Raw genomic sequence first — 21,215 nt, forward strand, 5'->3', positions numbered from 1 at the left:
TCTGGCTTTAGAAGATCGCACTAGCCTCCGCTGTTATGACGGTCCTGCCTGACGGCCTTCCCCTCGCCGACGAATTCCCGGATGTGACGCGTGACCAATGGCGCCACCTCGTCGAAGGAGTGCTGCGTAAAAGCGGCACCTCGGACGCCGTAGGCGAACAGGCGGAAGCCGCCCTCGCGACCGCACTCGAGGACGGGATCACCGTCCGCCCGCTCTACACCGCCGAAGACGCCCCCCAGGACGCGGGACTGCCCGGCTTCGCCCCGTTCGTACGCGGCGGACGGCCCGAGGGCTCCACCGTCTCCGGCTGGGATGTGCGCCAGCGCCACGCCCACTCCGACCCGGCCCGCACCAACCGGGCCGTACTGGCCGACCTGGAGAACGGTGTCAGCTCGGTGTGGCTGGCGGTCGGAGAGGGCGGAGTGCCCGTCGACGCGTTGCCCGAGGCGCTGAACGGCGTCTATCTCGACCTGGCCCCCGTGATCCTCGACGCGGGCGCCGACTTCGAGGCCGCCGCCCACGCCCTGCTGCGGCTCTACGCCGACCGTGACGTGCCGCCGCACGCGGCGCTCGGCAACCTCGGCGCCGACCCGCTGGGCCTGGTGGCCCGCACCGGCCGGGACGCCGATCTGCCGGGGCACCTGGCCGCCGCCGCGGAGCTCGCGGCCCTCAGCCACCGTGCCCACCCCGGGGTCCGTGCCCTGGCCGTGGACGCCCTGCCCTACCACGAGGCCGGTGGCTCGGCCGCCCAGGAGCTCGGCTGCTCGCTCGCCGCCGGCGTGGCCTATCTGCGCGCGCTGACCGAGGCCGGGCTGAGCGCCGAAGCCGCCTGCGGTGAGCTGGAGTTCCGCTACGCCGCCACCGCCGACCAGTTCCTGACCATCGCCAAACTGCGTGCCGCCCGGCGGCTTTGGGCCCGGGTCGCGCAGGTGTGCGGCGCGGCGCCCGAGGCGGCCGCCCAGCGCCAGCACGCGGTGACCTCGCCGGTGATGATGACCCGGCGCGACCCCTGGGTGAACATGCTGCGCACCACCGTGGCGAGTCTGGCCGCAGGGGTCGGCGGCGCCGACGCCGTCACCGTGCTGCCCTTCGACAGCGCCCTCGGCGAGCCGGACGACTTCGCCCGCCGGGTGGCCCGCAACACCTCCACCATCCTGCTCGAGGAGTCCCACCTCGCCCGGGTGATCGACCCCGGCGGCGGCTCCTGGTACATCGAGCGGCTCACCGACGAGGTGGCCCACGCCGCCTGGGCCTGGTTCCAGGAGATCGAGGGCGCGGGCGGCCTCGCCGCCGCCCTCGGCTCCGGTCTGGTGGGCGGGCGGCTCGCCGACACCTGGGCCCGCCGCTCCCGCGATCTGGCCCGCCGCAAGGAACCGATCACCGGCGTCAGCGAGTTCCCGAATCTCACCGAGCAGCCGGTCGAGCGCGAGACCGCGTCCGTGCCGCCCGGCGGTGGACTGCCGCGGGTGCGCCGCGACGAGGCGTACGAGGCGCTGCGCGCCCGCTCCGACGCCCACCAGGCCGCCGAGGGCGGCCTCCCCCGGGTCTTCCTGGCCGCGCTCGGCCCCGCCGCCGCGCACACCGCGCGGGCCGCCTTCGCCGCCAACCTCTTCCAGGCGGGCGGTATCGAGGCGGTCCACGAACCCGTCACCGTGACCGCCGAGACGGTGGCCGAAGCCTTCGCCGCCAGCGGCGCCCGCGTGGCGTGCCTGTGCTCCAGCGACACGCTGTACGCGGCGGAGGCCGCGGAGGTCGCCGGGCGTCTGAAGGCCGCCGGCGCACTCCAGGTGTATCTGGCGGGCCGCCCCGGGGATCGACAGGATGAGTACGAGCAGGCCGGAGTGGACGCATTCGTCTTCGCGGGCTGCAACGCGGTCGAGGTCCTCTCCTCGGCCCTGGACAGCATGGGAGTGGCGTGATGGCGGGTGGTCCGCAGGACGCCGGTAAGATTCCGGACTTCTCGGGAGTCGAGCTCGAGGCGCCCGAGGAGGGGCACACCGCCGGAACCGCCGACTGGGCCGCCGCACTGGGTGAGAACGTCGGCAAGGGCGTCGAGGACCTGGTGTGGGACACCCCGGAGGGCATCGGGGTCAAACCCCTCTACACCGCCGAGGATCTGACGGGTCTGGACTTCCTGGGCACCTATCCCGGCGCCGCGCCCTATCTGCGCGGTCCCTACCCGACGATGTATGTCAACCAGCCCTGGACGATCCGGCAGTACGCGGGCTTCTCCACCGCCGAGGAGTCCAACGCCTTCTACCGCCGCAACCTCGCGGCCGGTCAGAAGGGCCTGTCGGTGGCGTTCGACCTGCCCACCCACCGCGGCTACGACAGCGACCACCCCCGGGTGACCGGTGACGTCGGCATGGCCGGTGTGGCCATCGACTCCATCTACGACATGCGTCAGCTCTTCGACGGCATCCCGCTGGACCGGATGAGCGTGTCGATGACGATGAACGGCGCCGTGCTGCCGGTGCTCGCGCTGTACATCGTGGCCGCCGAGGAGCAGGGGGTGGCACCCGAGAAGCTGGCGGGGACCATCCAGAACGACATCCTCAAGGAGTTCATGGTCCGCAACACCTACATCTATCCGCCGCAGCCGTCGATGCGGATCATCTCCGACATCTTCGCGTTCACCTCGCAGCGGATGCCCCGCTACAACTCCATCTCCATCTCCGGCTACCACATCCAGGAGGCCGGAGCCACGGCCGACCTGGAGCTGGCGTACACCCTCGCCGACGGGGTGGAGTACCTGCGGGCCGGTCTGGACGCCGGGATGGACGTGGACGCGTTCGCGCCGCGGCTGTCCTTCTTCTGGGCCATCGGCATGAACTTCTTCATGGAGATCGCCAAGTTGCGGGCGGCCCGGCTGCTCTGGGCCAAGCTGGTCAAGCAGTTCGATCCCAAGAACCCCAAGTCGCTGAGTCTGCGCACCCATTCGCAGACCTCCGGCTGGTCGCTCACCGCCCAGGACGTGTTCAACAACGTGGCGCGCACCTGTATCGAGGCGATGGCCGCCACCCAGGGCCACACCCAGTCGCTGCACACCAACGCGCTGGACGAGGCGCTGGCGCTGCCCACCGACTTCTCCGCGCGCATCGCCCGTAACACCCAGATCCTGCTCCAGCAGGAGTCGGGCACCTGCCGGGTGATCGACCCCTGGGGCGGCAGCGCCTACGTCGAGAAGCTCACCCACGACCTGGCACGGCGGGCCTGGCAGCACATCGAGGAGGTCGAGGCGGCCGGCGGGATGGCCAAGGCCATCGACGCGGGCATCCCCAAGCTGCGCGTCGAGGAGGCCGCGGCCCGCACCCAGGCGCGGATCGACTCCGGGCGGCAGCCGGTGATCGGCGTCAACAAGTACCGCCCCGAGAGCGGCAGCGACGAGCAGATCGAGGTCCTCAAGGTCGACAACAGCTCGGTCCGCGCCCAGCAGATCGACAAGCTGCGACGGCTGCGCGCCGAGCGGGACGAGGCGGTCTGCCAGGACGCCCTGCGGCGGCTGACCGCCGCCGCCGAGTCGGGCCCCGGCGCCGGTCTGGAGGGCAACCTGCTGGCCCTCGCCGTCGACGCGGCCCGTGCCAAGGCCACCGTGGGCGAGATCTCCGACGCACTGGAGAAGGTCTACGGGCGCCACTCCGGGCAGATCCGTACGATCTCCGGTGTGTACCGAGACGAGGCCGGACCGTCGTCCGGCGTGGACCGCACCCGCGGCCTGGTCGAGAAGTTCGAGGAGGCCGAGGGCCGCCGCCCCCGCATCCTGGTCGCCAAGATGGGCCAGGACGGGCACGACCGCGGCCAGAAGGTGATCGCCACCGCCTTCGCCGACCTGGGCTTCGACGTGGACGTCGGCCCGCTCTTCCAGACTCCGGAGGAGGTCGCCCGGCAGGCGGTGGAGGCCGATGTGCATATCGTCGGCGTCTCCTCGCTCGCGGCCGGCCACCTCACCCTGGTGCCCGCGCTGCGCGAGCAGCTGGCCGAGGCGGGGCGCGAGGACATCACCATCGTCGTCGGCGGGGTCATTCCGCCGCAGGACGTCCAGACCCTGCACGAGGCCGGTGCCGCCGCCGTCTTCCTGCCGGGCACGGTCATCCCCGACGCCGCCCACGACTTGGTCAGGTCGCTCGCCGCCGACCTCGGCCACGAGCTGTAGGCCCATGCGGTCAGCCAAGCGACCGGCGATCGACATCGACACCTACGCCAAGGGTGTGCTCGACGGATCGCGTGCGTACATCGCCCGCGCGATCACCCTCGTCGAGTCCACCCGGCCCGACCACCGCGACCTCGCCCAGCGGCTGCTGATCGAGCTGCTGCCGCACACCGGCGGGGCGCGGCGGGTCGGTATCAGCGGGGTGCCCGGCGTGGGCAAGTCCACCTTCATCGACGCCCTGGGCACCATGCTCACCGAGCTCGGCCACAAGGTCGCGGTGCTCGCCGTCGACCCGTCCTCCAGCCGTACCGGCGGCTCCATCCTGGGCGACAAGACCCGGATGGAGCGGCTGTCCGTCGACCCGAACGCCTTCGTCCGCCCCTCGCCGAGCGCCGGAACGCTCGGCGGGGTCGCCCGCGCCACCCGCGAGTCCATGGTGGTGATGGAGGCCGCGGGCTATGACGTGGTGCTGGTGGAGACGGTCGGGGTCGGCCAGTCCGAGACCGCCGTGGCCAATATGGTCGACTCCTTCCTGCTGCTCTCCCTGGCCCGCACCGGCGACCAGCTCCAGGGCATCAAGAAGGGCGTCCTGGAGCTGGCCGACGTCGTCACCATCAACAAGGCGGACGGACCGCACACCCGCGACGCCAAGTCCGCGGCCCGCGAACTGGCGGGCGCGCTCCGGCTGTTGCAGCCTCCGGACGCCGCGTGGAACCCGCCCGTCCTGACCTGTAGCGCCCGCGAGAACACCGGTCTCGACGTGGTGTGGGAGCGCCTGGAACAGCACCGCCGGGTGCTGGACGCCACCGGCGCCCTGGACAGCAAGCGCCGCGACCAGCAGGTCGACTGGACCTGGTCGATGGTGCGCGACCAGCTGCTGGCCCGGCTGTACGCCCACTCCGAGGTGCGCCGCCTCGGACCGCTGCTGGAACAGGAGGTCCGCGACGGCACACTGACGGCGACCCTCGCCGCGGACCGGCTGCTGGAAGCGTTCCGGGCGCCGGAGGACAATTGATCCGTGACCGATGAGAACACCCCCGCGCCGGGCGGCCCCACCGCGGCGATGCTGCGCGAGACCGCCGCGGTGGGGCCGTTCTTCGCGCTGCGCACCGGGGGCGGCGCGGCTGAGGACGGCGGGCCGCGTGCCGAGGGGTACGTCCCCCTCGGTGAGGTCTACCGGACCGCCGGCGGCCGGGCCGCGCCCCCGCTGCTCTCCCGTATCGACACCGTCGGCAGGACCCTGCGCACCGAGGAGCGCCGGGTCGCGGCCTCCCTGGTCTTCCAGGGGCTCGCGGCCCGGTTGTGGTCGCTCGCGCTCGCCCCGGCCGCCCTCCACGGCCGGGTGCCGGAGCTGCGCCCGGACACCCTGTGGTGGAACCCGGCGCGGATGGCGCCCGACGATCTGTGGCAGCCCGGCCCCTGGCGGACACACGGCGAACCCGCTGGGCTCGCCGGACAGCTGGCCCACACCGCCCATGCCCATCTACTGCCGCTGCACATGGCCGTCCGCGCCGCCTGTCCGGTCTCCGGACGGCTGCTCTGGGGCAACGCGGCCTCGGCGCTCGCCGGTTCACTGCGGGTGCTGGACGACTGGTGCCGGGCGCGGGGCAGGCCGGACGCGGCGGATCGCGCCGCCGCACTCGTCCGCACCCTGCTTCAGACCCCGCCGCTGAGTGACACCGGCACACCGACCACCGCGCCGCTCGCCTTCCGGCGTCGCACCTGCTGCCTCTACTACCGGGTGCCGGGCGGTGGGTTGTGCGGCGACTGTGCCCTCAGCCGTACCCCTCGCGCCGAACGCGGCGCAGGTCACAGCGGTGGGGGCTGATCCCGCGAGCACCGGTCGGTACGGTGAGCGGGTGCCGATGAACGAGAACCTGTTCTCATCCTGGGCGGCCTGGCGCCGCCGTACCGCGTCCCGACTGGTGCACCGCGGATCGCGCTGGGTGCGGCGGGTCGGCGCGGTGACCCAGGACCGCCCCGGGCCGTACCGCTTCGGGTCCATCGGCGTCGGCACCCGGCTGGCCTTCCCCCAGGGCACCGTCTTCGGCGAGCCGTGGATCCACCTCGGCGACCACTGCATCATCGGTGAGCAGGTGACCCTGACCGCGGGCATGATGCCCGGTCTCGACCTCGGCCCGGATCCCGTACTGCGTCTGGGCAACGGGGTGGTGCTCGGCCGGGGCAGCCATGTGATCGCCTCCCTGGCCGTGGAGTTCGGCGACGATGTGTTCTGCGGTCCGTATGTCTACGTGACCAGCGACAACCACTCCTACGACGATCCGGACCAGCCCATCGGCCGCCAGTGGCCGCGCTCCGCGCCGGTGTCCATCGGCTCCGGAAGCTGGCTGGGCGCCGGGGCGGTGATACTCCCCGGGGCGCGGCTGGGCCGCAATGTGGTGGTGGCCGCCGGTGCGATCGTCCGCGGCGAGGTGCCCGACCACGCGGTGGTCGCCGGAGCGCCCGCCCGGATCATCCGGCGCTGGGCCCCCGACGAGGGCTGGCAGCCGCCCCTGCGGACACCCCCGCCGAAGCCGATCCCCGCGGGGATGACCGCCGAGCAGCTGATGGCGCTCGCCGAACCGGAGCCGGACGACGAACCGGGGCGGCAGCGCGCGGAGCAGGTGCCGGAGCCCCGGGTGGCCGACGGCTGACCGGACCCGGGGGCGGGCGGTGTCATAGCAGGTCAGTAGAGTTCCGCTGGGCGTCGTCCCCGCACATCAGAACTTCTGAGATCCCCGAACCACATGAGGTGGCGCCGTGAACCCCGCCCGACTCCCCGTGACCGTCGTCGGTATCGGCGCGGACGGCTGGGACGGGCTCGCCACCACGGGACAGGACGCGCTGCGCTCGGCCGAGGTGGTCATCGGCGGCCCCCGGCAGCTCGCGCTGCTGCCACCGGAGTGCCACGCCGAGCGGGTGCCCTGGCCGTCGCCGCTGCGCCCCGCCGTCCCCGGACTGTTCGCCGCGCACACCGGCCGCCGGGTCTGCGTACTCGCCAGCGGCGATCCGATGTTCTTCGGGATCGGCCGCACCCTGGCCGAGGAGCTGGGCGCCGAACGGCTGCGGGTGCTGCCGCATCCGTCGTCCGTCTCCTACGCGTGCGCCCGGCTCGGGCGTCCGCTGGAGGATACCGAGGTGATCAGCCTGGTGGGCCGCCCGCTCGCCACCCTGGCCCGGTCGCTCTACCCGGGGCAGCGGCTGCTGGTGCTCAGTGCGGGCGCCGACACCCCGGCCGAGGTCGCCGGGCTGCTGCGGGACCGCGGCTTCGGCCCGAGCCGGATGCGGGTGCTGGAGCAGCTCGGCGGTGCGCGCGAGCACACTGTGGAGGGCACGGCGGACGGCTGGGCCCGGCCGCCCGGTGACCCCCTCAATGTCATCGCCGTCGACTGTGTCCCCGCGGCCGGGACTCCACGGCTCTCGGTGGCCCCCGGACTGCCGGACACGGCGTATGAACACGACGGTCAGCTGACGAAGCGTCATGTGCGGGCGGCCACCCTCGCCGCACTCGCCCCCGCCCCCGGTGAACTGCTGTGGGACATCGGCAGCGGCTCCGGCTCCATCGCCGTGGAGTGGCTGCGCGCCCACCGCACCTGCCGGGCGTTCTCCGTCGAGCGCGACCCGGTGCGGGCCGAGCGCATCGGCCGCAACGCCGCCGTGCTCGGTGTACCGGGCCTCGGCGTCATCACCGGCGCCGCGCCCGATGCCCTGGCCCAACTGCCCACCCCCGACGCGGTGTTCGTCGGCGGCGGTGCCACCGCGCCCGGACTGCTGGAGGCGTGCTGGTCGGCGCTGCCACCGGGCGGACGGCTCGTCGCCAACACCGTGACACTCGAATCCGAGGCGCTGCTCGCCGACTGGTACCGCCGCCACGGCGGTGAACTGGTCCGGATCGCCGTCGCCCACGCCGCCCCGGTCGGCGGCTTCACCGGATGGCGGCAGGCCATGCCGGTCACCCAGTGGTCCGCGGTCAAACCGGCCGGAAATCCGGCCGAACCCGCTCTAGGAGAGACACGATGACGGTGTACTTCATCGGCGCGGGCCCCGGCGCCGCCGACCTGATCACGGTGCGCGGAGCCCGTACCCTCGCCCGCTGCCGGGTGTGTCTGTACGCGGGCAGCCTCGTACCGCGCGAACTGCTCGCCGAGTGCCCGCCGGACGCCCGGCTCGTCGACACCTCCCGGCTGGACCTGGACCAGATCACCACCGAGCTGGTGGCGGCCCATGAGGCGGGCGAGGACGTGGCCCGGCTGCACTCCGGCGACCCGTCGGTCTTCAGCGCCGTCGCCGAGCAGATGCGCCGCCTCGACGCGGCCGGTGTCCCGTACGAGGTGGTGCCCGGTGTCCCCGCCTTCGCCGCCGCCGCGGCCGCGCTGAAGCGCGAGCTGACCGTGCCGACGGTCGGTCAGACCGTCATCCTCACCCGGATCGCCCAGCGGGCCACGCCCATGCCCGACGGGGAGGACCTCGCCACGCTCGGCCGCAGCCGGGCCCTGCTGGTCCTGCATCTCGCCGCACGCTATGTGGACCGTGTGGTGGCCGAACTCCTTCCGCACTACGGCCCCGACTGCCCGGCCGCGGTGGTCGCCATGGCCAGCCGCCCGGACGAACTGGTCCTGCGCGGCACCCTGGGCGAGATCGCCGACCAGGTGAAGGCGGCGGGCGTGGTCCGTACGGCCGTCATCATGGTCGGCCGCACCCTGGGCGCCGAGCAGTTCCGCGACAGCCACCTCTACTCCCCGGAGCGCGAGCGCCCACACGGGCCGTGCGACACGGACGCCCCTTGAGGAGCCGTTCGACAGCGCCCGCGGCCGCGGGCCAAGAACATTAGGGGATTCGCTGGGACATGGGTGACTAATGTGGCGGACCGGTGATCGCCGCCGCGTATCCGGAGACGCGGCGCGCCCTCACCCACCCCCCACCTGAGTCGACCCGAAAGTGATCACCATGCGCTCCCGGCCCCTGGCCACCCTCTCCGCCGCCCTGCTGACCCCCGCGGCGCTCGCCCTCTCCCTGACGGCCTGTGGCCCGGACTCGGACGAGTCCGCGCCGTCGAAGGCCACCACCTCCGCGGACGGGCACGGGCGCGGCGACCGTGAACGGTCGGGGGGAGACGCGGACTCCTCCGGTTCGTCCAGTGGCACCACCACGGGCGGCAGCGACACCAACGCCGGTGGCGGCGGATCGGACGGTGGCGACGCGTCGGACGGCGCGGGCGGAACCGCCGACAACACCCGGCACGTGGCCCTCCCGCTGCCCGACGCCGTACGCCCGAAGACGGCGTCGGGCCAGGACGACAGCACCCTCCTGCTCCAGTACGGGGTGGACGGATCGCCCGCGCGCGCGGAGAGCACTCTCGGCGAACGCTTCATGAAGAGCGGCTACGAGGAGAACGACGGCGCGCTCACCCGGGGCCACCAGCGGCTGTTCCTGGACAGCGAAGGCGGCACCCTCAACCTGATGATCGACCTGCCCACCGCCAAGGGGTATCTCCCGCTGCCGCCGCAGGCACAGCTCACTTCCCTGCGCAGCCGCGCCGATGACACGCTGGTGTTCTCCTACCGCCGGGCCGGGGACGAGAACAGCTCGCTGTCCACCCTGAAGACCTTCATCCCCGAGCTCCAGAACGACGGCTGGAAGGTGCCCACCGACGGCGGCACCCACTTCACCAAGGGGCAGCAGGCCATCGACGCGGACGTGACCGACCAGAACAGCCTCGAGCTGGCGGTGCACCTGCCCAGTTCGGTGGACTGACCTCGGCTCAGCCGTCGCGTGGGCCGCGTTCGCCGACGCGGCCCACGACCGTGCCCGCGCGGTCGACGCAGATGACGTCCACCGCGACCGGCGCCCCGCGCAGCACACCGAGCGCGGTGTCACGGGCGGCCGCGGCCACCAGATCGCCGAGCCGCACCCCGCGCGCCACGCACAACTGGAGCGCTTCCAGGCCGGTGTTGGCCGTGGTCACCGCCGCCGCCAGCTCCTCGTCCGCGCCGCCCCGGCGGGCCAGCCCGGCCAGGAAGCCCTTGTCCACCTGGGAGCGCGAGGAGTGCAGGTCCAGATGGCCCGCGGCCAGTTTGGACAGCTTGGCGAAGCCACCGGCGACCGTCAGCCGGTCCACCGGGTGGCGGCGCAGATACTTCAGCACGGCCCCGGCGAAGTCGCCCATGTCCAGCAGCGCGTCCTCCGGCAGCCCGTGCACCGCCACCGCCACCTTCTCCGACGTCGAACCGGTGCACCCCGCCACATGCCGCCGCCCCGCCGCCCGGGCCACATCCACCCCGCGGCGGATGCTGTCGATCCACGCCGAGCAGGAGTACGGCACCACGATGCCCGTCGTGCCGAGGATGGACAGACCACCGAGGATGCCCAGACGCGGATTCCACGTACTGCGGGCGATCTCCTCACCGTGGTCCACCGAGATCTCCACCTCGACATCGCCGGTTCCGCCGTACCGGGCCGCGACCGCCGCGATATGGTCGCGCACCATCTGACGCGGCACCGGGTTGATGGCCGGTTCGCCGACCGGGAGCGGCAGCCCGGGGCGGGTGACCGTGCCCACCCCCGGCCCGGCCCGGAAGACCACTCCGGCACCGGGCGGCAGGGCCCGTACCGTGGCCCGGACCAGTGCGCCGTGGGTGACATCGGGGTCGTCCCCGGCGTCCTTCACCACCGCGGCCATCGCCCGGCCCCCGGCCAGCTCCTCGGCCGCCAGCGCGAACGCGGGCCGCTGCCCCTTCGGCAGCTCGATCGTCACCGGGTCCGGGAAGTCCCCGGTGAGCAGTGCGGTGTACGCAGCCGTGGTGGCGGCCGTGGCACACGCCCCGGTGGTCCAGCCGTGGCGCAGCCCGGTGCGCTCCAGCTGGGCGCCGCGGCCACTGGCCTGCTGGGCCTCAGCCACGGTCCACCCGCCGCGCATACGATGACGGGCGCGCGGCCGACGGCGCGCAGCTGTGCGCGTACGGTCCCGCACACGACCTCACGCAGGACGGAAGGCATCCGATGAACAGCGCTCCGGCGCGCCATGTACTCATCCTCGGCGGCACCACCGAGGCCCGCCGCCTCGCCGCCGAGCTGGACGGCGACCCCGCGCTGCGCGTCACCAGCTCCCTCGCGGGGCGGGTCGCCGCACCGCGGCTGCCGGTGGGACGGGTGCGGATCGGCGGGTTCGGGGGCACCGAGGGCATGGCCCGCTGGCTCCGTGAACACCAGGTGGACGCGGTCATCGACGCCACCCATCCTTTCGCCGCCACCATCAGTCTCCACGCGGTCCGCGCCGCCGCGTCCGTCCATGTTCCTTTGCTCGCGCTGCGCCGCCCCGGCTGGGTGGCGGGCCCGAGGGACCGCTGGCACCCGGCCGCGTCCCTGGCCGAGGCCGCGCGGCTGCTGCCCGGGCTGGGGGAGCGGGTCTTCCTCACCACCGGACGGATGGGGCTCGCGGCCTTCGCCCACCTGTCCGAGCAGTGGTTCCTGATCCGCTCGGTCGACGCCCCCGAGCCACCGGTCCCACCGCGTGCGGAGGTGCTTCTCGACCGGGGGCCCTTCACCCTCGAGGGCGAGGCGGAGCTGCTGCGCCGCCACCGTATCGACGTGGTGGTGACCAAGGACAGCGGGGGGCGCGCCACCGCCGCCAAGCTCACGGCGGCGCGCGAGGCCGGACTCCCGGTGGTCGTGGTCAGCCGCCCGCCCGCCCCGGAGGGCGTCACGGTGGCCGGGGCACCGGACGAGGCCGTGGCCTGGCTTCGGACGACGCTCGCGGAGCGGGCCGGGGCCGGGCCCCGGCCCGCCACCGGTCAGTCCTCCGGGTAGCGTCTCGGCGTCCAGACGATCTCGGTGCCGTCGCCGCGGCGCACCGTACGGGTCTGGGACGAGCCGATCAGCAGGATGGTCCGCATATCCACCTGGGCCGGGTCCAGATCGGCCAGCCGTACGATGCGGATCCGCTCCTCGGGGCCGCCCACGTCACGGCCCATCACCACCGGTGTGTCGGGCGCGCGGTGCTCCAGGAGGAGTTCACGCGCCTTGCCGACCTGCCACACCCGGCTGCGCGAGCCGGGGTTGTACAGGGCGAGCACCAGGTCGGCCGCGGCCGCGGCGCGCAGCCGCTCGGCGATGACCTCCCACGGCTTGAGCCGGTCGGACAGCGAGACCACCGCGTAGTCGTGGCCGAGCGGCGCGCCCGCGCGGGCGGCGGCGGCGTGGGCGGCCGTCATCCCGGGGAGCACCCGCACCGGCACCTCGCGGTAGGGGTCCTCGGACGCGGCCTCCAGTACGGCGGTGGCCATGGCGAACACCCCGGGGTCGCCCGAGGACACGACGGCCACCCGCCGTCCGCGCCGGGCCAGCTCCAGGGCGAATTCGGCGCGCTCGGCCTCCACCTTGTTGTCGGAGGCGTGCCGCCGCTGGCCCGGCCGCACCGGCACCCGGTTCAGATAGGTGGTGTAGCCGACCAGGTCCCCGGCGGCTGCCAGCTCGCCGCGGGCCTCGGGGGTGAGCCACAGCGGACCCGCCGGGCCGAGGCCGACGACCACGACCTCACCCGGGCCCGCCGTATCAGCCCCGCCCGCCTCGTTCGTGCCCTCCGCCTCGTTCGTGTCATGCGTTTCGTCCGGTGTGGCCGGGGCCGCGCCGACCCGGCTCGGCAGCACCGCCACCGAGAAGTACGGCACCGTCGCCGGGTCCACCTCGGCCAGCGGCGCGGTGCGCTCCGCGCCCATCGTGGCGCGCTCGACATACCGGGCGTCCGCCAGCCGCCCCGAACGCTCCAGGGCACGGCGCACCGTCGGGAAGGTCCGGCCGAGCTTCATCACGGCCGCGGCGTCCGCCGAGGCGAGCCGGGCGGTCAACTCTTCCTCCGGCAGCGTGCCGGGAAGCACCGTCAGCACCTCCTCGCCCTCCACCAGCGGTGCCCCGAGCCGTGCGGCCGCGGCGCTCACCGAGGTGACCCCGGGGATCACCTCGGTCGGGTAGCGCTCGGCCAGCCGCTTGTGCATATGCATATAGGAGCCGTAGAAGAGCGGATCGCCCTCCGCGAGCACCGCGACCGTGCGCCCCGCGTCCAGATGGGCCGCGAGCCGGGCCGCCGCTTCGGCGTAGAACTCCTCCATCGCGCCCCGGTAGCCGCCGGGGTGATCGGTGGACTCGGTGGTGATCGGGTAGACCAGCCGCTCCTCGATGTGCTCGGGCCGCAGATACCGTTCGGCGATGGCACGCGCGATGCTCCGGCCGTGCCGGGCGCTGTGGTACGCGATCACGTCGGCCTCGGCGATGACCTCCACGGCCCGCACCGTCATCAGCGACGGATCGCCGGGGCCGAGCCCCACACCGTAGAGCCGGCCCTGCTGCTGCTCGCTCACTCTGCCTCGCTCGCTATCGCGTTGACCGCGGCCGCGGCCATGGCGCTGCCACCGCGTCGGCCGCGCACCACCAGATGGTCAAGCGCCGCCGGATGTCCGGCCAGCGCCTCCTTGGACTCGGCGGCGCCGATGAAACCGACCGGCACCCCGATGACGGCGGCCGGGCGCGGCGCGCCCTCCTCGATCATCTCCAGCAGCCGGAAGAGCGCGGTGGGAGCGTTGCCGACGGCCACCACCGAACCCTCCAGCCGGTCCCGCCACAGCTCCAGCGCGGCGGCGCTGCGGGTGGTGCCCATCTCCCGCGCCAACTCCGGCACCCCGGGGTCGGACAGGGTGCACACCACGTCGTTGCCGGCGGGCAGCCGCTTGCGGGTGACACCGCTGGCGACCATCTGCGCGTCGCACAGGATGGGCGCGCCGGAGCGCAGCGCGGCGCGGGCGCGGGAGACCACCTCGGACGAGTACCCGAGGTCCCGGACCAGGTCGACCATGCCGCAGGCGTGGATCATCCGCACCGCGACCTGGCTGACGTCGGAGGGGAGGCCACCGAGATCCGCCTCGGCGCGGATGGTGGCAAAGGACGCGCGGTAGATGGCCGCCCCGTCCTTCTCGTAGTCGAACACTGTGCCCTCGATCATCTCGTTCCGCGGGCCGCCGCCACGGCGTCGGCCACCTGCTCTGCTGTCACGTCCACGCCTGTTCCGTCCGAGCCTGTTCCGTCCGCGCCGTCCGTGGGCCCGGGAGACTCCGCCGTCTCCGGTGCCGTCTCCGCTGTGCCCCGTACGGTGACGCGATAGCCCTCGCCGGTCGCCAGCGCGTCCACCCAGTGGCCGCCCGGATGGCCGCAGCGCCGCTCACAGCCGGAGAAGTACACCGGCGGCAAGGCGGTATGAGGCCCGCCGTCCGCCGCGGCGCCCGCCACCGTCCGCTCGGCGTCGGCGCGCACATCGGCCAGCGACTTCGCGCAGCCGGGCAGACCGGTGCAGGCACCGACGCCGAGCCACCGTGAGTCCGGATCGGTCACCAGCCCGGCTTCGGCCAGTGTGTCCGCCGCGGCCAGGGCGCCCTGCCGGGTGAACCCCGGGAGCACCACGCCGCGCCAGGGTGTCACACGCAGCTCATCGGCCCCGTCCCGGGAGGCGAGCGCGGCGAGCAGCCGCCACTGTGCGGCGCTCATCCGGCCGAGCGGCACCGCCACGGACACCGTGTGGCGCCCGTCCGGTCCGGCCACCGTCCCCGGCGTGGGGCCGTGGTGTGCCGCTCCCGGACCGAGTTCAGGTGGTTCAGGGCCGGTGTCCGTGTGATGACCGATGCCCGCCTCGCCGAGTCGTGCCGCCAATCCTTCGGCCGTCACGGCGTGTTGCGCGGGGAGCTCCCACACCCGCCAGGCCCGGATGCCGCTTTCGTCCGCACAGATGAGGAATTCCAGGGCCGCCAGCGCGGCGGCGCGCGGTGCGTCCCCGGCCGCCGTGACACGCACCACGGCACCGGCCGGACCTTCGGATCCGGCGGATCCCATCCGCAGTACGGCGCCGCCGTCCGGTGTTGCGATCAATGTCACATCCGCGCCCAGGGCGGCGATATCGCCCCGTCCGTCGTCCAGCGCGAACAGAAATCGCCCCGACAACTCCGACAATCTCGACAAGCCCGTCGACTCGCCGGGTCCGGCCGCGCAGAGCAGCGCGTCCAACTCCCGTGCCCACACGGAGGTGTCGGCGTGTCCGGCGCCGTCGAGACCGGCCAGCGGTGACGCCACGATGTTGCGCACCCGGTCGTGCGCGTCCGACGGCAGCAGTCCGGCCGTCCGCAACCGCTCCGCCAGCCGCGCTCCGCACCCCTCGTCCAGCCCGCGCAGCTGGAGATTTCCCCGGGAGGTGAGGTCCACCCGGCCATCGCCCAACTCCTCGCTCGCCCCGGCGAGCGCCTCGGCCTGACAACCCGTCAGCAAGCCTCCGGGCAGCCGGATACGGGCCAGTGCGCCGTCATGCGCCGAGTGAAGCCGCAGTGCGCCGGGGCATGCGTCATCGCGCCCACCGCGAGCGGCAGAGACCGCCCGGACCGCGGCGGAGCGGGCCCGGACACCGGCGACGGGCGTTTGATCCCCTGGTGGGACGGTTGTCGGGGGGAGGGGCATGGCGGCGAGCATACCGACGATTCCCCGGCCCTCTCCGTCCCGTGGCAGGTCAGCAACGCTTACTATGCTCAGCGGCGGGCCGTCCCGGCTCGCCGGACGCAACAGACGGCGTCAGGGGAGGAAGCCGGTGTGATTCCGGCGCGGTCCCGCCACTGTGAGCACGGCAGCAGCCGGGCGAGCCAGGAACTCCCGCCGTCTTCAACCCGCCCGGGGCGCGGACCCCGAGGAAGGCGCCGAGCCATGATTCTGCTGCTGTCGACGTCCGACACCGACCTGCTCAGTGCCCGTGCCGCCACGGGCCCGGTGCCGTACCGCCTGGCCAATCCGGCCCGGCTCGCACTCGACGACCTTCCCGGCCTCCTCGAGGGCGTCGACCTCGTCGTCGTACGGCTGCTCGGCGGTGTCCGCGCCTGGCAGGAGGGGCTCGACGTACTGCTCGCGGGCGACCGTCCCGTGGTGGTCCTCACCGGTGAACAGGCCCCGGACGCCCAGCTCATGGAGGCGTCCACGGTCCCGGTCGGTATCGCCGCCGAGGCCCACGCCTACCTCGCCCACGGCGGTCCCGGAAACCTGGATCAGCTGGCCCGCTTCCTCTCCGACACCGTGCTGCTCACCGGCCACGGTTTCGCACCGCCCGCCCCCGCCCCCACCTGGGGCGCGCTGGACCGCACCGCGCGTACGGCCGGCGGCCCCACCGTGGCGGTGCTCTACTACCGTGCCCACCACATGAGCGGCAACACGGCCTTCGTCGAGGCCCTGTGCCGGGCCGTGGAGGACGCCGGGGGCCGTCCGCTCCCGCTCTTCGTCGCCTCGCTGCGCGCCCCCGAGACCGAGCTGATCGAGGCCCTCGGCGCGGCCGACGCGGTGGTCACCACCGTGCTCGCCGCCGGTGGCACCCGGCCCGCCGACGCCTCCGCGGGCGGCGACGACGAGGCGTGGGACGCGGGCGCGCTCGCCCGGCTCGACGTCCCCGTGCTCCAGGCGCTGTGTCTGACCGGTTCACGCACCGCCTGGGAGGCGAACGACGAGGGGCTCTCCCCGCTGGACGCCGCGACCCAGGTCGCCGTCCCCGAGTTCGACGGCCGTCTCATCACCGTGCCGTTCTCCTTCAAGGAGGTCGACGAGGACGGGCTGCCCGTGTACGTCGCCGACCCCGAGCGCGCCGCGCGTGTCGCCGGAATCGCGGTACGACACGCCCGGCTGCGCCACATACCCGCCGCGGAGAAGCGTCTCGCGCTGGTGCTCTCGGCCTACCCGACCAAGCACTCCCGGATCGGCAACGCCGTCGGCCTCGACACCCCCGCCAGCGCCGTCGCCCTGCTGCGCCGGCTCCGCGCCGAGGGCTACGACCTCGGCCCGGAGGAAGGGCCGGACGCGGTCCCGGGTCTGGTCTCCGGCGACGGCGACGACCTGATCCGCGCCCTCATCGACGCGGGCGGCCATGACCAGGAGTGGCTGACCGAGGAGCAGCTCGCCGCCAACCCGGTCCGCGTCCCCGCCGCCGACTACCGCCGCTGGTACGCCACCCTGCCCGAGCAGCTGCGCGACGCGGTCGAGGAGCACTGGGGGCCGCCGCCCGGCGAGATGTTCGTCGACACCAGCCGCAACCCGGACGGCGATATCGTGCTGGCCGCGCTGCGCCACGGCAACCTCCTGATCGTCATCCAGCCGCCGCGCGGCTTCGGCGAGAACCCCATCGCCATCTACCACGACCCCGATCTGCCGCCCTCCCACCACTACCTGGCCGCCTACCGCTGGATGGCCACCCCGCGGGCCGACGGCGGCTTCGGCGCCGACGCCATGGTGCACCTGGGCAAACACGGCAACCTGGAGTGGCTGCCCGGCAAGAACGCGGGGCTGTCCGCCGCCTGCGGCCCCGACGCCGCGCTCGGCGATCTGCCGCTGGTCTACCCGTTCCTGGTGAACGACCCGGGCGAGGGCACCCAGGCCAAGCGCCGGGTCCACGCCACCCTGGTCGACCACCTGGTGCCGCCGATGGCCCGCGCCGACTCCTACGGGGATATCGCGCGCCTGGAGCAGCTGCTCGACGAGTACGCCGCCATCTCCGCGATGGACCCGGCCAAGCTGCCCGCCATCCGCGCCCAGATCTGGACCCTGATCCAGGCCGCCAAACTGGACCACGACCTCGGTCTCGAGGACCGCCCCGACGACGACGGCTTCGACGACTTCCTGCTCCATGTCGACGGCTGGCTGTGCGAGGTCAAGGACGCCCAGATCCGCGACGGTCTGCATGTCCTCGGTGCCGCCCCGACCGGACCCACACGTGTCAACCTGGTGCTGGCCATCCTGCGCGCCCGCCAGATCTGGGGCGGCACCACCGCGCTCCCCGGGCTGCGCGAGGCGCTCGGCCTGGACGAGTCCGCCGCCACCCGCACCGGTGCCGACGACGCCGAGGAGCGCGCCCGCACACTGGTCCAGGCGATGGAGGACGCGGACTGGGACCCCGAGGCGGTCGAGAAGGCCGTCCTCACCCTGCCCGACGCGCAGCGCACCCCGGTGAGCGCGATCCTCGACTTCGCCGCCCGCGAAGTGGTGCCGAGGCTGGCCGCCACCACCGACGAGATCGACCACGCCGTACACGCGCTCGGCGGCGGCTTCGTCCCGGCGGGCCCGTCCGGCTCCCCGCTGCGCGGTCTGGTCAATGTGCTGCCGACCGGCCGCAACTTCTACTCCGTCGACCCCAAGGCGGTACCCAGCCGCCTGGCCTGGGAGACCGGCCAGGCGCTCGCCGACTCGCTCCTGGAGCGCTACCGCGCCGACAACGACGGCCGGTGGCCGACCTCCGTCGGCCTTTCGCTGTGGGGCACCAGTGCGATGCGCACCTCCGGCGACGACGTGGCGGAGGCGCTGGCGCTGCTGGGCATCCGCCCGGTGTGGGACGACGCCTCGCGGCGGGTGACCGGGCTCGAGCCCGTCGAGCCCGGCCAGCTCGGCCGCCCGCGGATCGATGTCACTCTGCGCATCAGCGGTTTCTTCCGGGACGCGTTCCCGCATGTCGTCGGGTTGCTGGACGACGCCGTACGGCTCGCCGCCTCCCTCGACGAGGCCGACGAGGACAACTACGTACGGGCGCACACCCGCGCCGACCTCGCCGCCCACGGCGATGAGCGCCGCGCCACCACCCGGATCTTCGGCTCCCGCCCCGGCACCTACGGCGCCGGGCTGCTCCAGCTGATCGACAGCCGTGACTGGCGCACCGACGCCGACCTCGCCGAGGTGTACACGGTCTGGGGCGGCTACGCCTACGGGCGCGGTCTCGAGGGGCGTCCGGCCCGCGAGGAGATGGAGAGCGCCTACCGGCGGATCGCGGTCGCGGCGAAGAACACCGACACCCGTGAGCACGACATCGCCGACTCGGACGACTACTTCCAGTACCACGGCGGCATGGTGGCCACCGTGCGCGCGCTGAAGGGCACCGCGCCCGCCGCGTACATCGGTGACTCCACCCGCCCCGAGACGGTCCGCACCCGCACCCTCCACGAGGAGACGTCCCGGGTCTTCCGCGCCCGGGTGGTCAACCCACGCTGGATCGAGGCGATGCGCCGCCACGGCTACAAGGGGGCGTTCGAACTGGCCGCCACCGTCGACTACCTCTTCGGCTACGACGCCACCACCGGTGTGGTCGCCGACTGGATGTACGACAAGCTCGCGCAGAGCTATCTGCTCGACCCGGAGAACCGCGCGTTCCTGGAGGAGGCCAACCCCTGGGCGCTGCACGGTATGGCCGAGCGGCTGCTGGAGGCGGAGAGCCGTGGCATGTGGGCCGAACCCGATCCGGAGGTGCTGGAGCGGGTGCGGGAGCTCTACCTCGAGACCGAGGGCGGTCTCGAGGGCGACGACTGAGCCGCCTCGGAGGCGTCGGGCGAGCCGACGCGGCGCGCGCAACCGCGCGGGGTGCACGGCGGGGGCCGGTTCACGGGGACCGGCCCCCGCCGTGCGGCCGACGGGGACCGCGGACCGCGCCGCGCCCGGGGTGGCTCAGTCGCCCGACGGCCGGGCGGCCGCGCGGACCCGGTCCGGCCAGGGCGGGCAGTTCACCAACTCGGTCCACTCACGGTCGTAGCGTCCGGGGATCGCGCGGCCCGCGGACGCCCAGCGCTCGACCATCGCCGCGTAGATCGGTACGGATGCCGACTGGTGAACGGTCTGATGAACCGTTCCGCCACCTTCGGTGCTCCGGTCCAGCGCTCTGCTCGGCTGCGAGAGAGAACGGCGTCGCATCGTCGTCGTCATAGTCGGCCAACGCGCCACGCCCCGTCAGGTCACCTTCCACGGACCGAGCTCACCCGCACCGGCGTGGCTTCGCACATCTCAGCGAGTCCCGGCGACGGCCCGCGGCCGCGTCTCCCCGCCGCCACGCCTGCCCGGCGTCCGGCTCCCGCCCGGTGTCCACATTTCGGTATGACAATGAAAAGCGTTGCCGAATTCACGAGAGAAATTGATGAGCCCTAAACTCTCTTGATAACCGTGTCCATTGCAGCCTTTGCCGAATTCGCCTCCGTGCTGTTTCAATTGCGCTGTTCCGAAGGCGATCCGGAGGAGGAGCGGGTGGGCGCTCATACGCATGGGCACGGCGAGGGCCACGAGGGGCACGCACACGGGGTGGCGGAGAACGCCGACCGTCGCTGGCTGTCCCTGGCCCTGGCGCTGATCACCTCATTCATGCTGGTGGAAGTGGTCATCGGGGTGATCGCACGGTCGGTCGCCCTGCTCTCCGACGCGGCCCATATGCTCACCGACGCCGCGTCGATCGTGCTCGCGCTCATCGCGATCCGGCTCTCCGCCCGCCCCGCGCGCGGCGGTTACACCTATGGGCTCAAGCGCTCGGAAATCCTTTCCGCACAGGCCAATGGACTTTCTCTGCTGCTGCTCGGTCTGCTGCTCGGATACGAGGCGGTGGAACGGCTCCTCGATCCACCCGAGGTGACCGGCGGGCTCACCCTGATCACCGCGCTGGTCGGGGTCGCGGTGAACATCGCGGCCGCCTGGTGCATGTCCAAGGCGAACCGCTCCTCGCTCAATGTGGAGGGTGCCTTCCAGCATGTGCTGAACGACCTCTACGCCTTCATCGCCACCGCCATCTCCGGACTCGTCGTCGTCACCACCGGCTTCGCCCGCGCCGACGCGATCGCCGCGCTCGTCGTGGTCGCCCTGATGCTCAAGGCGGGCACGGACCTGGTACGGGCCTCCGGCCGGGTGCTGCTGGAGGCGGCCCCCGCCGGGGTCGAACCGGACGAGGTGGGCAACCGGCTGGTGTCCCACGACGAGGTGATCGAGGTGCACGATCTGCATGTCTGGCAGATCACCTCGGGGGAGGTGTCGCTCTCCGCCCATGTGCTGGTGGCCCCGCTCGGCGACTGCCACGCGGTGCGGCAGGGCCTCGAAGAGGTGCTGGAGCGGGAGTACGGCATCACCCACACCACCCTCCAGGTCGACCACGCCGATGAGCACACCTCACCACCCGGGCCGGACGGTGGCCACTACGACGCCATGGCCACGCGGGCGGAGCACTGTCTGACCGCGCACGGCCCGGTGCACCGCGCCGCGCCATAGGACA

The 21,215-nt window shown here is 73.3% G+C and carries 16 protein-coding genes and 1 riboswitch; of the genes, 11 read left to right on the top strand and 5 right to left on the bottom strand.

The window, feature by feature from the left end; translation table 11 throughout:
- The first annotated feature begins 35 nt into the window (after positions 1 to 35).
- The 8 genes from mutA (at position 36) to AB0C66_RS31280 (ending at position 9,904) form a co-directional block, all read left to right on the top strand.
- Positions 36 to 1,919 carry a methylmalonyl-CoA mutase small subunit gene (mutA, locus tag AB0C66_RS31245; RefSeq protein ID WP_362446146.1) on the top strand — a complete coding sequence of 628 codons (1,884 nt, stop codon included), beginning with the start codon at positions 36 to 38 and terminating at the stop codon, positions 1,917 to 1,919.
- On the top strand, positions 1,919 to 4,153 hold the full coding sequence (gene scpA / locus AB0C66_RS31250; protein WP_362446149.1) for a methylmalonyl-CoA mutase: 2,235 nt from the start codon (positions 1,919 to 1,921) through the stop codon (positions 4,151 to 4,153). Before mutA ends, scpA begins: the two co-directional genes overlap by 1 nt.
- A 4-nt stretch (positions 4,154 to 4,157) precedes the next feature.
- On the top strand, positions 4,158 to 5,165 hold the full coding sequence (gene meaB, locus AB0C66_RS31255; protein WP_362446152.1) for a methylmalonyl Co-A mutase-associated GTPase MeaB: 1,008 nt from the start codon (positions 4,158 to 4,160) through the stop codon (positions 5,163 to 5,165).
- Positions 5,166 to 5,213: 48 nt separating this feature from the next.
- Positions 5,214 to 5,978, top strand: coding sequence for a (2Fe-2S)-binding protein (locus tag AB0C66_RS31260; RefSeq protein ID WP_362446234.1), 765 nt, complete (start codon positions 5,214 to 5,216; stop codon positions 5,976 to 5,978).
- A 31-nt stretch (positions 5,979 to 6,009) separates the two neighbouring features.
- Positions 6,010 to 6,804 carry a DapH/DapD/GlmU-related protein gene (locus AB0C66_RS31265; RefSeq protein WP_362446155.1) on the top strand — a complete coding sequence of 265 codons (795 nt, stop codon included), beginning with the start codon at positions 6,010 to 6,012 and terminating at the stop codon, positions 6,802 to 6,804.
- A 106-nt stretch (positions 6,805 to 6,910) separates the two neighbouring features.
- Positions 6,911 to 8,170, top strand: coding sequence for a precorrin-6y C5,15-methyltransferase (decarboxylating) subunit CbiE (cbiE, locus tag AB0C66_RS31270; RefSeq protein ID WP_362446158.1), 1,260 nt, complete (start codon positions 6,911 to 6,913; stop codon positions 8,168 to 8,170).
- Positions 8,167 to 8,937: a precorrin-4 C(11)-methyltransferase gene (gene cobM, locus AB0C66_RS31275; RefSeq protein ID WP_362446160.1), complete on the top strand. Its 771-nt coding sequence runs from the start codon at positions 8,167 to 8,169 to the stop codon at positions 8,935 to 8,937. Before cbiE ends, cobM begins: the two co-directional genes overlap by 4 nt.
- A gap of 160 nt (positions 8,938 to 9,097) precedes the next feature.
- Positions 9,098 to 9,904, top strand: coding sequence for a hypothetical protein (locus tag AB0C66_RS31280; RefSeq protein ID WP_362446162.1), 807 nt, complete (start codon positions 9,098 to 9,100; stop codon positions 9,902 to 9,904).
- Positions 9,905 to 9,911: 7 nt separating this feature from the next.
- Here the strand turns inward: AB0C66_RS31280 and AB0C66_RS31285 are convergent, their stop codons facing one another.
- Positions 9,912 to 11,048: a cobalt-precorrin-5B (C(1))-methyltransferase gene (locus AB0C66_RS31285; RefSeq protein ID WP_362446165.1), complete on the bottom strand. Its 1,137-nt coding sequence runs from the start codon at positions 11,046 to 11,048 to the stop codon at positions 9,912 to 9,914.
- Between the two features lie 101 nt (positions 11,049 to 11,149).
- On the opposite strand from AB0C66_RS31285, the gene AB0C66_RS31290 reads away from it, so the two are divergent.
- Positions 11,150 to 11,956, top strand: a complete 807-nt coding sequence (locus AB0C66_RS31290; RefSeq protein ID WP_362446168.1) for a cobalt-precorrin-6A reductase — start codon at positions 11,150 to 11,152, stop codon at positions 11,954 to 11,956.
- Here AB0C66_RS31290 and AB0C66_RS31295 read toward each other — a convergent pair.
- The 3 genes from AB0C66_RS31295 to cobG are packed head-to-tail and all read right to left on the bottom strand — an operon-like array spanning position 11,941 to position 15,649.
- Positions 11,941 to 13,503: a precorrin-2 C(20)-methyltransferase gene (locus AB0C66_RS31295; protein WP_362446170.1), complete on the bottom strand. Its 1,563-nt coding sequence runs from the start codon at positions 13,501 to 13,503 to the stop codon at positions 11,941 to 11,943. The two genes, AB0C66_RS31290 and AB0C66_RS31295, sit on opposite strands and share 16 nt — an antisense overlap.
- A complete protein-coding gene (locus AB0C66_RS31300; RefSeq protein WP_362446173.1) occupies positions 13,500 to 14,141 on the bottom strand; it encodes a precorrin-8X methylmutase in 642 nt (213 codons plus the stop codon). The genes AB0C66_RS31295 and AB0C66_RS31300 overlap by 4 nt, the downstream gene beginning before the upstream one ends.
- Positions 14,138 to 15,649, bottom strand: a complete 1,512-nt coding sequence (gene cobG, locus AB0C66_RS31305; RefSeq protein ID WP_362446176.1) for a precorrin-3B synthase — start codon at positions 15,647 to 15,649, stop codon at positions 14,138 to 14,140. Before cobG ends, AB0C66_RS31300 begins: the two co-directional genes overlap by 4 nt.
- A 46-nt stretch (positions 15,650 to 15,695) precedes the next feature.
- Positions 15,696 to 15,846, top strand: a riboswitch (cobalamin riboswitch).
- Positions 15,847 to 15,877: 31 nt separating this feature from the next.
- Between cobG and cobN the strand changes: the two genes are divergently transcribed.
- Entirely contained in the window at positions 15,878 to 19,501 is a 3,624-nt protein-coding gene (cobN, locus tag AB0C66_RS31310; RefSeq protein WP_362446179.1) for a cobaltochelatase subunit CobN, read from the top strand.
- Positions 19,502 to 19,636: 135 nt separating this feature from the next.
- On the opposite strand, the gene AB0C66_RS31315 is transcribed toward cobN, so the two are convergent.
- Entirely contained in the window at positions 19,637 to 19,879 is a 243-nt protein-coding gene (locus tag AB0C66_RS31315; RefSeq protein WP_362446182.1) for a hypothetical protein, read from the bottom strand.
- Positions 19,880 to 20,206: 327 nt separating this feature from the next.
- Here AB0C66_RS31315 and AB0C66_RS31320 point away from each other — a divergent pair, with 327 nt between their 5' ends.
- Positions 20,207 to 21,211, top strand: a complete 1,005-nt coding sequence (locus AB0C66_RS31320) for a cation diffusion facilitator family transporter (RefSeq protein ID WP_362446185.1) — start codon at positions 20,207 to 20,209, stop codon at positions 21,209 to 21,211.
- The last annotated feature ends 4 nt before the right edge of the window (positions 21,212 to 21,215 follow it).

Source organism: Streptomyces sp. NPDC048636 (assembly GCF_040650655.1).
GTDB lineage: Bacteria > Actinomycetota > Actinomycetes > Streptomycetales > Streptomycetaceae > Streptomyces.

Bases quoted from the DNA above. Each gene is read 5' to 3' on its own strand.
- mutA (WP_362446146.1), top strand. From the start codon at position 36: ATGACGGTCCTGCCTGACGGCCTTCCCCTCGCCGACGAATTCCCGGAT.
- scpA (WP_362446149.1), top strand. From the start codon at position 1,919: ATGGCGGGTGGTCCGCAGGACGCCGGTAAGATTCCGGACTTCTCGGGA.
- meaB (WP_362446152.1), top strand. From the start codon at position 4,158: ATGCGGTCAGCCAAGCGACCGGCGATCGACATCGACACCTACGCCAAG.
- AB0C66_RS31260 (WP_362446234.1), top strand. From the start codon at position 5,214: ATGCTGCGCGAGACCGCCGCGGTGGGGCCGTTCTTCGCGCTGCGCACC.
- cobM (WP_362446160.1), top strand. From the start codon at position 8,167: ATGACGGTGTACTTCATCGGCGCGGGCCCCGGCGCCGCCGACCTGATC.
- AB0C66_RS31280 (WP_362446162.1), top strand. From the start codon at position 9,098: ATGCGCTCCCGGCCCCTGGCCACCCTCTCCGCCGCCCTGCTGACCCCC.
- AB0C66_RS31290 (WP_362446168.1), top strand. From the start codon at position 11,150: ATGAACAGCGCTCCGGCGCGCCATGTACTCATCCTCGGCGGCACCACC.
- AB0C66_RS31300 (WP_362446173.1), bottom strand. From the start codon at position 14,141: ATGATCGAGGGCACAGTGTTCGACTACGAGAAGGACGGGGCGGCCATC.
- cobG (WP_362446176.1), bottom strand. From the start codon at position 15,649: ATGCTCGCCGCCATGCCCCTCCCCCCGACAACCGTCCCACCAGGGGAT.
- cobN (WP_362446179.1), top strand. From the start codon at position 15,878: ATGATTCTGCTGCTGTCGACGTCCGACACCGACCTGCTCAGTGCCCGT.
- AB0C66_RS31315 (WP_362446182.1), bottom strand. From the start codon at position 19,879: ATGCGACGCCGTTCTCTCTCGCAGCCGAGCAGAGCGCTGGACCGGAGC.